Genomic DNA, 13,457 nt, shown 5'->3' on the forward strand with positions numbered 1-13,457 from the left:
GTGGAAAAAGAAAACCTCCAACGCAAACGCATTGGAGGTCTCAAATTAAAAAGTAACTTCGTCTCAAACCCGTCAACTTATTTCAGGACGAGACAACAAAACAACGAAACTAGAAGGTATAACCGATGGAAGCTTTCACCACATGGTTATAAGTATCGAAACTGCCATTGTCATCAATAGAATTCAGACCGTAGTCGTAGCCAGCGCTCAGGTTAAAGCCGTTCTGGAACCTGTAGCCCAGTCCGCCTGTCACGGCAAAGTCTACCTCGCGGAAACCGCTTTTCATATCCCACTCCTGGTTAAGTGCTTTAAAACCCAGCGCACCCGCCTCGGCCTGCACCTTGTTTGATAACAGGTAGGATACCTGTGGGCCAGCGAAGATATGGAACCCCTCTCCTACATACACCTTCGCCAGCACGGGCAGGTCCAGGTACTCTGCTTTGTTTGTGATGGTGGCAGTGGTGTTCAGGAAATCCACCTGCTCAACCGGAATCTTGCCTTGCAATACCATGCCTTTCTGCGAGTACTGCAGCCCCGGCTCGATTTCGAACCCTGGGGCTACCGGAATGCTCACATAACCACCCACATGGAAGCCCTCCCGCATCTTCTGCGTCACACTGCCATCGGTTAACTCTACCAGGTCCTGTACGCTTTGCATGGTTTCCCCATTCCAGTCAGCTAAGCTGGCCCCTGCCCTGATACCAAAACGCACCGGGCTTTCTGCTTTATAATAAGAAGACTGGCTTCCGTATCCTGGTCTTTGCTGCGCATTCACTTTAGTGGCTAAAAAGCCTAGTGCTACTGCTATAAGTAAAAATATCCTTTTCATGGTTGAAATCTTTTAAGTGTTCTCTCTGTTAAAAGCCGCGCTGCTCGAATAGGCTTAATGGAAAAACCATGCCATAACAACGTTCCTTCCGGTCAGCCTCCTCACACACTTACACAACCACCTGATTACTAATACAATAAAATTTTAAAGCGATTTGTATTAACAGCAAAAAAGTTCCATCAACACGTACTTTATCACTTAGTCCTCCTCCGGGACCTGGTATCCAAGGGTAAACACGCCTGTCATCATCTGGCTCCCGTCTGATTCATAACATATATTATTTACCTTTGCAGCCGAAATATGAAGGACCATAGAGATGAATGAGAAAACGCAAGTACGCCTGAAGCAAATGGCTGTGCACCGGGTGGGAAACAAAGCAAAAGAAGAGGGTGTGGTTGCCTCAAAGGAGCTTGTAGACCTACAGGACGAACAACTGTCTGACCTGCTACTGAACTACTTCCTGGCCCCCTTTAAGCAGGAGGAGTTTTTCCGGTTCACCCATACCTCCGACCTTGCCCTGAACGAAATGTTCGCTTATGCCGCCCTAGTCTTCAGCGATCCCGGCAACTTCCATGAGTACTCAGTGCATATTCTCAATCACCTGTATGAGCAATCGGATCACCCGAAGGTAAAAAGCGGCGAGTTGTATGTGGTGCATTTTAGCGGCTGCCTCTTGCAAGACGAGATGGTGGAAGCCGTGGGTATCTTCAAGTCAGAGAACAAAGATACGTTCCTTACTTTTCAGGACAGCGACGACGATCTGAACGTAAACTACCACTCCGGTGTGAACCTAAAGGCGGTGGACAAGGGCTGTATGATCTTTAATACAGAGGCAGAAGACGGCTTCCGCGTAAAATTGGTCGATGCCAACGGAACCGATGCCGTGTTCTGGAAAGAGAACTTTCTGAACGTGACAGAGCTGAAAGACACCAACTTTAACACGAAGACGGCCCTGAATTTGTGTAAAGACTTTTCGGAGGAAGTGTTCGCCCGTACGGAGAGCAAGAAAGCGCAGGTTGACTTTATCAGCCGCTCGGTAGATTACTTTTCGAAGAGCGAGACCTTTGACCTGGAGGAGTTTACCAGCAGCGTTATTGACGAACCGGAAACGAAGGAGCGCTTTAAGAACTATAGCCAGGCTTTTGCCGAAGAGCGGGATATCGAAGGCTTAACAGACTTTGCCATTAATAAGAACACGGTGCGCAACATGAAGCGGAAGTTCCGTAACTTTATAAAGCTGGATACCCAGATCGAGATCAAGTTCAGCGGCTATAATCCCGAGCAAAGCGAAGAGTTTGTAGAGCGGGGTTTTGATAAAGAGCGCGGCATGCACTTCTACAAAGTGTACTTTTACAACGAAAGCTAAGCCCGCGCTAGGCTCTCTGGCAATGAGATTTCCACAAAACCTGAGGCCATGCAGAAAGAGGAACGATAATTGTTTTAGCAGCCCTTGATGACAAAAATAACAGACATGAAAAGAATAGCCCTTGCCATATTTCTTGCCCTTGGCGGAACAGTTACTTACGCACAGGCTCCCTCCGCTATAAAACAATCTGCCAAGGAAGCGCAGGTAGATGAGAAAGCGCTGGAGCAACGTGCGGATGCGATCACAGCCTCTATGGTTAGCCACCTCCGGCTTTCACCGGAGCAGGCACAGGAGATAAAAGGGATCAACCGCAGCAGCATGAAGTTTATGGAGGAGGCTAAACTGAAGTATAAGGACAATCCCCGCAAAATGGTACAGCAGTTGGATGTTATCAGCGAAACGAGGCTTTCCAAGATAAAAGATGTGCTTACGCCGCAGCAGTTCCAGCAGTACCAGAACCGCCGCGAAGATAAAATGGGTGTGCCGAACGAGGCACAGACAAACCCAGAGGCCAATCAGCAAAGGCAACTGTTCCAGGAGAGCTACTAATAAAACAGAAAAAGGATGGGGTCCCATCCTTTTTCTGTTTTATTAGGCTGCGTCCTCTGCACGTAAAGTGTCCCCTGCCCTTGTCTCTTTTTTCTCTGCCCTCATCTCCTGCACCGGGCTCTGCTGCACTAAGGCTTGCCGCTGGTGCGCCGTAACGATAGCCCCCGGGGGGTTAAACAACAGGCTAACTACTTCCTTTACAGAACTGCTGTGCCGGATATCCCGCCACAGATCCACCCACTCATGAAAAACAAGGTGCACCGGGTTAAAGCCATGCACAGGTTTTGTAAGGCCGTATGTAGGCCTTTCCTCTTCCGGCACAAAGGTACCGAACAGCCTGTCCCAGATAATAAAAGTAGAGCCATAGTTCTTGTCAATATACTTGGGGTTAGAGCCATGGTGTACCCGGTGATGCGAGGGCGTCACAAAGATGTACTCTACAGGGGCCGGTAACTTTTTGATCAGCTCCGTGTGCACCCAGAACTGGTACAGCACCGCTACCTGGTGACACATGAAAAATGTAAAGGGGTCGAAGCCTAGAAAAGGGACCGGCAGGAAAAACACGAACTTCAGGTGCTGCGTCCAGCCTGTCCGGAAAGAGACAGAGAAGTTCATTCTTTCAGAAGAGTGGTGCGTTACGTGCGTGGCCCACCAGAAGCGCTGCTCATGGGAGATGCGGTGCGCCCAATACCGGCATAAGTCAATCAGCACAAAACAAATCACAAAGCCCCACCAGGTACGCGGCACGGCCCAGGGCACCTGATTGTAAATAAGCAACGACACGCCCAACAGCCAGGCTTTTAGCACCGCTCCTATCCCGGCATTTACAGCGCCTATGGTTAAGGCTGAAAAGAACTCTGTTTTATGATAGTTGTTACGTTTCCTGTAAATGCTGACCCACCACTCTACCGCCACCGACAGCACAATTATAGGCGCTGCATAGTGCATAATGGTCAGTTCATCCACTTTACTCAGATCATCTAGCGTCAGGAGTTGTTTTTCCATTTTCGTACCATTACTCTATAGGCATTCAACGCCTAAAGTGGCCGAGGGTTAAGCTAAAGGCACTTTGAAACGGCGGTAAGAGCCGGGAAGTATGGGAAAGGGCTGTTTCCGAAGGTTTAAGACCAGCTTATTACGAGGTAAATTTTTACTGTTCCCTAGCTGCCTGTTTTCGTAAATTGCAACGAAAAGCAAATCAGCATGCGCATCAGAAAGAAAGTTAAAGCAACAGTACCGGCCCGGGGATCCCGCTTCTTAGCCTTGGACACCTTTGTGAAGGCAGCCGAAAAGGAGAACTGGACTGAGCAGGAAATACAGTATGTGATAGATGAGGTAGTGGAGGCGCAGAACGACAAAGAGGGTCTGGAGATCTTACAGGACTATATGATGTAACAAAGGCAGCTACCAGCGCTGTAGCTGCCTTTGCTTTTTATGATTGGTTGCTTTCCTGTGGTTGTAGCTGCAGCTCTTCCTGGTGTTGTTGTAGTACATTAATGATAAAGCTGATGTGTTCTTTCAGGTCCACGCCAAACAGGTCGGCACCAGCCTTTACCTCCTCACGGTCTACCGATGCGGCGAAGCTTTTCTGGCCCAGTTTCTTTAGCACTGATTTTGCCTCCAGGCCTTCCAGCCGGTTAGGTCGGACCTGGGCACAGGCTACTACAAAACCTGTTATTTCGTCGCAGGCAATCAGGGCTTTGTCCAGCAAAGTATTGTACGATACGCCCCACTTGGTGTAGTGCGCCGAGATGGCATGTGCCATTTCCTCCTCGCCCTGCTCCCGTAGCAGGTTCACAATTACGTTCGGGTGTTGCTCCGGGTAGGCCTGGTAATCGGCATCGTGCAGCAAGCCGGTATTCCCCCATTTGTTCTCATCCTCCCCTAGTTTATTCGCATAGGCTCGCATCACCAGCTCTACTGTACGCGCATGGCGCAGCAGGCTTTCGCTGGTGGTCAGGCGCTGCAGTATGGCCCTCGCTTCTTTGTGTGTTATCATTTTTAGGTACGGTAAACGTTTAATGACCGAAAATAGCGATAATACACCAACGGCCAAAGCCTGCTTACCCTTCCGGGGGTTTACTATCCGGGGGAGAAGCAGGCAATTGCTGCTGGTGCAGGACGGCCTGCAACTCGGTTCGGAGCATCCCAATCTCCTGCTGCAGGGCCTTCACCTGTCTGGCCCCGGCTACCTCAGCCTCCTCGCTCCCGGCATCCCGGTCAATAAAAAACGAAGCAACAGTGGCCGTAAAGTAACCGAACACGGCGAAACCGTAGATGGCCAGCAACAGGCACAGAATCCGTCCCTCAGGCGTTACCGGAAAGTAGTCGCTGCCGATGGAGGTCAGCAGCATCACCGTCCACCACAGGGCATCGCCATAGCTTTTAATTCCCTCGTCCCCCTCCAGGGCGTATATGCCTGCGGCCCCCGCAGTCGTCACGACCACTGTCAGGGCCAGCACATAGCCAAAGGCCCGGCGCTTCATGGTCTTGCCGAGGCTGCGCATGCCCCTGTTAATCGAGCCAACGACCTTTACCAGGCGCAGGCCACGGGCGGCGCGCGCAGAGCTTATCAGCCGGAAAGCACGGGTTACCCGGAACAGACGCAGGGCCGGCACAGCCAGCGAAAGAGCCGTCAGCACATTATTGCGCAGGAAGAGCAGTTTATGCGGCGCGAGTATAAACTTGATCCCGAAGTCAAGGATAAACAATATCCAGATGATGTTGCTGATCAGCTCCAGCACCGGGTTCAGCAACCAGATTAGCTCTACCACCAGCAGCACCAGCCAGATAAAGCCCAGCACCACCATCGGCAACTCCAGCGCGTCCTGCAGCCTGTTCAGCAGCTCATAGCGCTCGTGCTCCAGTTGTTCTTTTTCCGTTTCCTTACGCAGTTTTCGCTCCCCCATTGGTCAATAGAAATGCACCCCACGTCAGACGCTGGGTTTCTGCATAGGGTACGGCTACGGCTGCTCTTCGTTTGGCTCTGCCTAATCCAGTTTGGCTATCTGCACATTTTTCCAGAAGCCCATCACCTCGTCGTGCTTGCCCACCAGGATGTCGATGCGCTTACGCATACGTCTGTTCATTACATCGCGTACCACGTACAAGCCATCTAACTGGTCTGAAATGCCGGTTACCCACAAAGAGTCGCCGTAATTGATGTTACCGCCCCAGCGGCTATGAAGGTCGCGCGAAACAGCAATCCAACGGTGCTTGCCGGGGTTTCTTTTGTTGATGCGGGAGCCGTCCGCCGTGATATAAGGCGTGTCATCTGTCTGAGCGGGCTCAGGAAAGTAAACGGAGGCGGAAACGGTGAAAGAAGGTACTTCGCTTTTGGGTTCTGTAATTGGTTGACTAGCTTCTTCTAATTCTAAGGGCGGCCAGCCAAGTGGTGTTTGTTCGATTTTCGGAGCGGGGGATTCTGCCTTTAATAGGGAAAACTCTTTGGCTGCTGCTACTATTACAGTAAACATGGCCACGAATAATTTGATCCTAAACATGAGAAATCCATTTCGTGAAACATCGATTTATTTACAATAACCCGCTTAAACGACTCTAAAATGGAATGGTTATATTTGGTTGCTTTTCTACAAAGAAAAAGCAGTTTTTCCCTTAGTTTTTCTGCACTATTATTTTTATAATAATTTATGTTATGTTACTAAAATAAAACACAATCGTATTAAACTTTGTATCTAGAATATATAAAATAAAAAAGTTAAAAATTTAAAGGTACAGTTTGTTAAATGCGCTAAAACAAAGAGCCAGCTTGTGTAGCTGGCTCTTTGTTTTATGGTAAAGTAAAGTCCTTTTATCTACTTCCTGGTCTGCTGCGTACTCATAATCTCCTGCACAGCACGCTCCAGTTGGGGATCCTTGTTCTCCAGGCGGTCTTTAAAGGTGTTCTCCACGAAAATGTCGGGCATCACTCCTTCTTTCTCAATGTTCTTACCATCCAGCGTGTAGCAGCCCCAGGCAGGGAGTCTATAAAAAGAGCCGTCCACCAACTGCTTACCGGAGGTAAAAATGATCCAGCGGTACGTATCGGTGCCGATGATCTTACCCAGCCCTAGCTCTTTAAAGCCGGTGGCTGTCATCTCTCCGTCGCTCAGGGTCTGCTCGTTCATCAGTAACACCATTTGTCCGGCAGCTGGGGTAAAGTTTGGCTGGCTGGTTAGAGCCCCTCCGCGGTACTTCCACTGCAGGTACGGCTTTTGGGACAGAAACTGTAGCACGTCATCGTGCACGTTACCCCCTGTGTTGTAGCGCAGGTCCAGGATCAGGGCATCCCGCTGGTAGCCCTCCGTGGTCATCTCGATCAGAAACTGCTCCAGGGCCTCTGCCCCCATGTTCTTCATGTGCACATAAGCGATCTTTTTACCAGAGGCCTCGTCCACGTACTGCTGGTTGGCCTCCACCCACTCGTCGTACAGGTTCTCGCGCTGACTGCCATAACTCTGGGGGTGCACCTTTACCGTAAACTCCCTGCCGCTGCGGGCAAAGGTCAGGCTGGCCTCCTCCTGCAAAGACGGCATCACGAAGTAATACTCCCGGTTCTGCCCCTGGTCTACGGCTTGCCCGTTTACCTTCACGAGCAAATCGCCCGGCTGCACGTGTTTGTCTTTCACATCCAAGGCACCCTTGTGCACCACGGCTTTTACCTGGTACGGCTTATCCTCTTCAAACAACAAGCCAGTAGCTAAGGAACGGGTTTTATAATAGGCCTTCTCTTCCTCTCCGCTGGAGCTGAAGCCCATGTGCGAGGAGTTGAGTTCGCCCAGCATATCGTTCAGCAGCACGCGCAGATCAGTGCGGTTATTTATGTAAGGCAGCAGCCTGGCATATGTTTCCTTTTTCTTTTCCCAATCTACGTTGTGGAAATCCTCGTCATAGAAATTCTCTTCCACGCCAGCCCATATCTCGTAAAACATCTGGTTAAACTCCTCCTTCAGATTTTTGCGGAAGCTGTGGTTGATCTCCACCTTCTCTGTTTTATTTCCTTCCAGGTTCAAAGTGTGGATGTTTCCTTTCAGGAGCAGGTAGTGGTCCTTGTCCGCAGAAGACAGGTGAATAGAGCCGGCTTCGGCACCAGCAATCTTCTCTGTTTTTGGCTCCTCAAAAGGGCTCGTGGTGAGTTTCCAGATGTTGTCTTTCCCATCTACGTGAGTCGAGGTAAAGAGCAGGATGGTCTTGTCGTCTTTCTGAAGCAGCACCGGGTTGCTCTGGTTGCCAAAGTTCTCAGCCACGCGTTCCCAGCGGTTCTGCAGGCCTTCCATGTCTAGGGTAACCAGAACCTGCGGCTTGGCCTCCTCTTTCTGGTCTTTTTTGTCCTTCTTCTTTTTATCGTCCTTCTCTTCCGTCTTCGGCTCTTCTTTAAACAGTTCGCTGTACTTATCGGAGCGATACGGCTTCTCGATCTTGCTCAGGGCTATACGGTACAGGTCGGGGTCCTGCATGCCATAGGGATAGCTGGGGCTGGTGCGGTCCGACACAAAGTAAATGTATTTGCCATCCGGCGACCAGGCAGGCTCTGTTTCCGTTACGCCTGTGTTGGTCAGGTTGTAGGTCTTTCCACTGGACAGGTGATGCACAAAGATGTCTTCCTCGAAGTTGCGGTAGGCCGTGAACAACACATACTGCCCATCGGGTGAGAAACTCGGGCTGGAGTTGTACATCGCCCAGATCTCATCCTCTACCAGCGTCTTAGTCTTTAGCGCCTTCAGGTCAATGTGCTTCACCCCTTTGCGGCCACTGTAGTACACCCCCTGGCTACGGTCTTTGTTCAGCACCAGGTTCCGGTTGTTGTGCCGTTCGCTGGTGAGTTGCTTTTCAGGAGAGCTGCCATCGGCCGCCTGCACAAACCAGTTGTAGTAGCCGTTCTCTGTCTGGCTGTAAATCACGCGCTTGTTATCCGCCAGCCACTTCACCTCCCGCACGCTTTCGCCGGGCCGGGTCGCTAACTCCTTTACAAACTTCCCTTTCGTGTCCGACACAAACAGCCTGCCCCGCGACACAAAAGCCATCTTCTTGTTATCGGGTGATACGTCGAAGTTCGTGATGTTTCCTGCCACGTTAAAGCCTTGTTCCTTCTCCAGCGTGTTGTTATGCAGCGTGTTCACCTGCACTTTCTGTGCTTTGCCGGAGGCTACATCGTACACATACAGCTGATAGTCTTTCTCAAACACGATCTTCTCGCCGTTGGCACTCACCGAGGGCCACTTAATGGAGGTGTCAAAGCTTGTCAGCTGTGTTTTCCTGCCGTTCTTAAAAGTGTACAGGTTGTATTCTCCGTTCGCCTCATCCGACACAAAGTACATGTTCCCTTTGCTGTCCAGCGTTACCCAAAAATCCTTGCCGTTGTAGTCGGTGTAGCGCTTGTACTCCTGTGTTTTCTGGTTATAGGACTGCACATCCGGGTTATAGGCCCCCTTATAGCCTTTGCGTTGAATGAACAGCTTGCTCTCCCAACTTTCGTCGAAAAAGACCTCCCCGCTGCTTGGGTGCTCCACCACGTTGTGCACCGTATGGAAATAGTGCGGGAACAAGCGGGCGGGTGTGCCCCCCTCCCGGCTCAGCTTGTAAGAGGAGTAGCGGTTATAGCGGTCCGAAGTAAAGTAAATGGTCTTGGAGTCCCAGCCCCAGGATTCCACCTGGTCGGCTCCCTCGTGATAGGTGAGCTGCTTTATTTCGCCGCCCCCCACGGGCATCACGTACACGTCCTCGTTGCCGTACTGTGAGGATGTAAAGGCAATCCATTTGCCGTCGGGCGAGATGCGGGGCCTGGACTCATTCCCCTCCATGCCGGTAAGGCGCGTGGCAGTGCCGCCATGGCTGCTCACTTGCCAGAGGTCGCCCTCATAACCAAAGACAATGGTTTTTGCATCCGGGGAGATGCTGGGGTTGGTAGCAAAGTAGACTTCCTGCTGCTGTGCAAAAGCAAAAGAACTACCCGCTCCTAGTAGCAAGCTTAGTAATATCTTCTTGTTCATGGGTCGGTTTATTGCGATTCAAATAATTAAATAAGGCAATATACCGATCAAACACAAATTCGCCGCTGCTATAGTTCAGTCTTTCTTCACATACTTATCATACAGCACGTAGCCGATAAACAGCACCAGGCTGATCGCGGAGATCCAGATCAGCCCCGTCTTCAGGCGCTCGTTGCTCTCCCCTAGCCAGGCAAGTAAAACAGTTAGCGGAACTATACCCGCCAGGGTGGCCCCCAAGAACTTAAAGTATCCCATCCGGGCAAGTCCTGCCACAATGCTGATGGCATCGTTTGACAGGAACGGGGAGATACGGGCAATGATCACGGCCCAGGACCCGTAACGGTCAACAAAACCTGCTACTTTTCGCTCTGCCTTCTGGCCAATGAGCTTTGAAACACCTGCCTCCCCTATCCCGTGCCCTATCCAGTACCCAACCGTAGAGGCTACGGCCACGGCGCTGATGGCAATCACAGAACCCCACACCGGGCCATAGGCAATAATAGCCACCAGCATAAGCGCCACCACGTTAATAACCAGCAGGAACATCTGCGCGACCATTGCCGCCATGATAAAGAAGGGGCCCCAGAAGCCGAACTGCCCTACCCACTGCGAGATACGCTGCTTATCGCCGCTCGAAAGCACCTGCCAGGCCTCGTGTACACCGTGCTTAAATCCGGGGAATACAAAATAAGCGGCAACCAGCCCCCCAAACAGTAAAATGGTTGCATACAAGGGCCATTTGCTCTGCTTTACCTGCCCTTTGTCTGCCTGGCGTTCTTTTTCAGTTGTATGTTCTAAGTCTTTTGCCCCTTTCGGATTGTGGCGTGTTAGATCTTTTTGCTTGTCCATGCTCAGGTGCTTCTCTTTCTAAAGAAAGACGCATGAGCCGTAGACTTTGTTTGAACTTGGGTATCTCCGGTATCGGGGTTGTAGGTATAGGAGTAACTCTTTCCCGGCTCCGGCCCCTCTTTCACCGTGTAGCGGATACGCAGGTACTGGTCGTGGCGGCTCATGGTATTGCTCATGTGCCGTTGCACAACGTCGGGCTCCAGGGGCCTTTGTGCTTCTGCCTGTTCCAGGTTTCCCTCTCCGTACCCGATGGCCGCCACTAAACCAGACAGCAGTCCTGCCAGGTGGCCTTCCCAGGACACCCCCTCTTCGTTCGGAAACAGGCCATAGAACAATCCGCTGTACAAAAAGAGCACAGCAAAGGATATGGCCATGGATCCCCTGTTTTGCCGTAAAAAACCATTGAACAGCAGAAAGCCGGCTAGGCCGTACACAACCCCACTCGCCCCAATATGGTAGGCCTGCCGCCCGATGAGCCAGGTAAGCAGGCCGCTCAGCACATACACCAGCACGTGAATGTTAAGTGCCTTTTGGCGGTGCATGAAGAGAATAAAACCCGAAAGCAGGACCAGCGGAAAGGAGTTAGACAGGAGATGAAGCAGATCGTTGTGAATCAGGGGGCCCGTTACTACCCCGATCAAGCCGAAAAAACGGCGGGGATATATCCCCAGCCAGCCGAGGTAAGCATCCGTCAGATAACTAAGCAGGCCAACGAGCCACATAAGCGCAACAAACAAAGCACTCGGTAAAAAGCTGTATCCAAAGTTTACTGCCTGGCTGTGTAGGGTAGATCCGTCTTTTCCGGAGAAAGTAGTTGGCATATTTGCAGAAGCCTGTGTGGCTTGGGATTTTAAAGATAAGGTTTATTGAACAAAAAGTTACTTGTTTGGCTTTACCTGTTACCGCCAATAACGTACTGTTCTCGCTTGCGGTGCAAAGCCGCCGCCGCAACACCCGGTTGGTAAAGGCCGGGTATCGTGCACGAAAGTATGCGTGGTGGCGTTTAACTTACAGCCATGTCCACCTCTTTGTCTTATAGCTTCCGACACTGCCCCTTCAGTTGGCTCCTGCTCCTACTGCCTGTCCTCCTGTTTTCCTGTGAGGGCACCGATGTACAGCAGCAGAGTAACCAGGTGCCGGCGGAAGTCTTCGTACCCGCAGTGCGGCCACCCTACGTACGCCCTGCCTCACTGATCACGGCGCTGGAGGATTCCTCCTCGCATTGGGTGGACTCCGTTTTTAACACCCTCAGCCCCGAAGAGCGCATTGCCCAGCTGATTGTAGTGGAGGCCTTTTCGAACCAGGGCCCCGACTACGAAGCAGACGTGATGCGGCTGATAAAGCAGTACAAGGTCGGGGGCCTTATCTTCTTTCAGGGAGGCCCGGTGCGCCAGGCAAAACTCACCAACGCCTACCAGGCAGCCTCAAAAGTGCCTTTGCTTATTTCCATGGATGCCGAAACCGGGATAGGCATGCGCCTGGACAGTACGGTACAGTACCCCTTTCAGCAGCTGTTAGGAGCCGTGGCAGACAATGGCTTGATCTATCAGATGGGAGCCGAGATTGCTGCCGAGTTTAAGCGGATGGGCATGCATGTGAATTTCGCCCCTGTGGCCGATATCAACAATAACCCGAACAACCCCATTATCAGCTACCGTTCTTTCGGGGAAGACCGGCTGGACGTAACGGCTAAGAGCCTGGCTTTTATGCGGGGCATGCAGGAAAACGGCATTATTGCCGTGGCCAAGCATTTTCCGGGTCACGGAGATACGGAAGTGGATTCACATCACGACCTGCCAGTGATCCCCTTTAACCGTGCCCGCCTCGACTCGCTGGAGCTCTACCCTTTTCAGGAGCTGATCCGCCATGGTGTGGGCGGTGTGATGGTAGCGCACATGCACATCCCGCGGCTGGACTCCACGGAGAACCTTCCGTCCACCCTCTCCAAGCCTATTGTTACTGGCCTGTTAAAACGACAACTGGAGTTCAAGGGTTTGGTGTTCACGGATGCCATGGTAATGAAGGGCGTTACCAAGTATTTCGACACAGGAGAAGCAGAGGCCAAAGCACTCATAGCCGGGAACGATGTGCTGGAACGGCTGGCGAATGTACCAAAAGCGATCAGGGCCATCAAAAAGGCCATCGCGAACGGCGACATCACACAGGAAGAGATAGACCGTCGCTGCAAGCGGGTGCTGACAGCCAAGCAATGGGTGGGCCTGGACAAGTATCAGCCCATCGACCTGGCTAACCTGCAGGAGGACCTGACCCCTGCTACCGCTGACAGTACCAATTGGGCCATTGCCGAAGCCGCCCTTACCCTGCTGAACAATAGGAAGCACATGCTGCCCGTGCGCCAGGGAAAAGGACTTTCGATTGCCACGCTCTCTGTTGGCGCAAAACGACCTACCGTGTTTCAGCGTCAGCTAAAAGAGCAGGCAAAAACCACCGACTACGTTATCTCGCGCAAAGCAGGGGCCAGGGAAACAGCTAGGTTGTGGAAGAAGCTGCGGAAGCATGACGTGGTCCTGGTTGCACTTTATGGACCAAGTATCCGGCCGAGCAATAACCTGGGCTACTCCAAAGCAGCCAGGCAGCTGGTACAAAAGCTGGCTGGCTCCAACAAAGCGGTGATCACCCTTTTTGATAATGCCTATGCCCTGAACCAGTTTCCAGGCATCGAGAAAAGCCAGGCTTTAGTCATAGCCTATCAGCCGCATTACCAGGCACAGGAGGCCGCTGTCAAATTACTTTTCGGGCAGATCCCGGCACGGGGCAAGCTCCCTGTCACCATTAACCAGCACTATGTGTATGGGGATGGCATCAGCAAGGACAAGCCTCTTATCGCAGGTCCCTGAGTATCCAGAAAACACGG

At 51.6% G+C, this 13,457-nt stretch carries 12 protein-coding genes; 4 read left to right on the plus strand and 8 right to left on the minus strand.

Annotated features, from left to right (window positions below; genetic code table 11):
- Positions 1-109 precede the first annotated feature (109 nt).
- Positions 110-829 carry a porin family protein gene (locus tag CHB92_RS19850; protein WP_089320985.1) on the minus strand — a complete coding sequence of 240 codons (720 nt, stop codon included), beginning with the start codon at positions 827-829 and terminating at the stop codon, positions 110-112.
- A 316-nt stretch (positions 830-1,145) separates the two neighbouring features.
- Here CHB92_RS19850 and CHB92_RS19855 point away from each other — a divergent pair, with 316 nt between their 5' ends.
- Complete coding sequence (locus tag CHB92_RS19855; protein WP_089320986.1) at positions 1,146-2,195, plus strand: nucleoid-associated protein; 1,050 nt, start codon at positions 1,146-1,148, stop codon at positions 2,193-2,195.
- A gap of 87 nt (positions 2,196-2,282) precedes the next feature.
- Positions 2,283-2,744 carry a hypothetical protein gene (locus CHB92_RS19860; protein ID WP_245842740.1) on the plus strand — a complete coding sequence of 154 codons (462 nt, stop codon included), beginning with the start codon at positions 2,283-2,285 and terminating at the stop codon, positions 2,742-2,744.
- A 42-nt stretch (positions 2,745-2,786) separates the two neighbouring features.
- On the opposite strand, the gene CHB92_RS19865 is transcribed toward CHB92_RS19860, so the two are convergent.
- Complete coding sequence (locus tag CHB92_RS19865) at positions 2,787-3,749, minus strand: sterol desaturase family protein (protein ID WP_089320987.1); 963 nt, start codon at positions 3,747-3,749, stop codon at positions 2,787-2,789.
- 198 nt (positions 3,750-3,947) lie between these two features.
- Between CHB92_RS19865 and CHB92_RS19870 the strand changes: the two genes are divergently transcribed.
- A complete protein-coding gene (locus CHB92_RS19870) occupies positions 3,948-4,139 on the plus strand; it encodes a hypothetical protein (protein ID WP_089320988.1) in 192 nt (63 codons plus the stop codon).
- A 37-nt stretch (positions 4,140-4,176) separates the two neighbouring features.
- On the opposite strand, the gene CHB92_RS19875 is transcribed toward CHB92_RS19870, so the two are convergent.
- The 6 genes from CHB92_RS19875 to CHB92_RS19900 all read right to left on the minus strand — a co-directional run bounded on the left by CHB92_RS19875 (position 4,177) and on the right by CHB92_RS19900 (position 11,403).
- Positions 4,177-4,743 (minus strand): HD domain-containing protein, encoded by a 567-nt coding sequence (locus CHB92_RS19875; RefSeq protein WP_245842743.1) that lies wholly within the window; start codon positions 4,741-4,743, stop codon positions 4,177-4,179.
- 64 nt (positions 4,744-4,807) lie between these two features.
- The gene (locus tag CHB92_RS19880; protein WP_089320989.1) at positions 4,808-5,653 is read right to left on the minus strand and encodes a potassium channel family protein; all 846 of its coding nucleotides are present in this window, start codon (positions 5,651-5,653) and stop codon (positions 4,808-4,810) included.
- An 81-nt stretch (positions 5,654-5,734) separates the two neighbouring features.
- Entirely contained in the window at positions 5,735-6,220 is a 486-nt protein-coding gene (locus tag CHB92_RS19885) for an RlpA-like double-psi beta-barrel domain-containing protein (protein ID WP_089320990.1), read from the minus strand.
- 339 nt (positions 6,221-6,559) lie between these two features.
- On the minus strand, positions 6,560-9,733 hold the full coding sequence (locus tag CHB92_RS19890; RefSeq protein WP_089320991.1) for a S41 family peptidase: 3,174 nt from the start codon (positions 9,731-9,733) through the stop codon (positions 6,560-6,562).
- A 75-nt stretch (positions 9,734-9,808) separates the two neighbouring features.
- Entirely contained in the window at positions 9,809-10,582 is a 774-nt protein-coding gene (locus tag CHB92_RS19895) for a TVP38/TMEM64 family protein (RefSeq protein WP_089320992.1), read from the minus strand.
- A 2-nt stretch (positions 10,583-10,584) separates the two neighbouring features.
- The gene (locus CHB92_RS19900; protein WP_089320993.1) at positions 10,585-11,403 is read right to left on the minus strand and encodes a rhomboid family intramembrane serine protease; all 819 of its coding nucleotides are present in this window, start codon (positions 11,401-11,403) and stop codon (positions 10,585-10,587) included.
- A gap of 195 nt (positions 11,404-11,598) precedes the next feature.
- Between CHB92_RS19900 and CHB92_RS19905 the strand changes: the two genes are divergently transcribed.
- Positions 11,599-13,440 (plus strand): glycoside hydrolase family 3 protein, encoded by a 1,842-nt coding sequence (locus CHB92_RS19905; protein ID WP_089320994.1) that lies wholly within the window; start codon positions 11,599-11,601, stop codon positions 13,438-13,440.
- Positions 13,441-13,457: the final 17 nt, after the last annotated feature.

The organism is Pontibacter ummariensis, assembly GCF_900188175.1.
GTDB lineage: Bacteria > Bacteroidota > Bacteroidia > Cytophagales > Hymenobacteraceae > Pontibacter > Pontibacter ummariensis.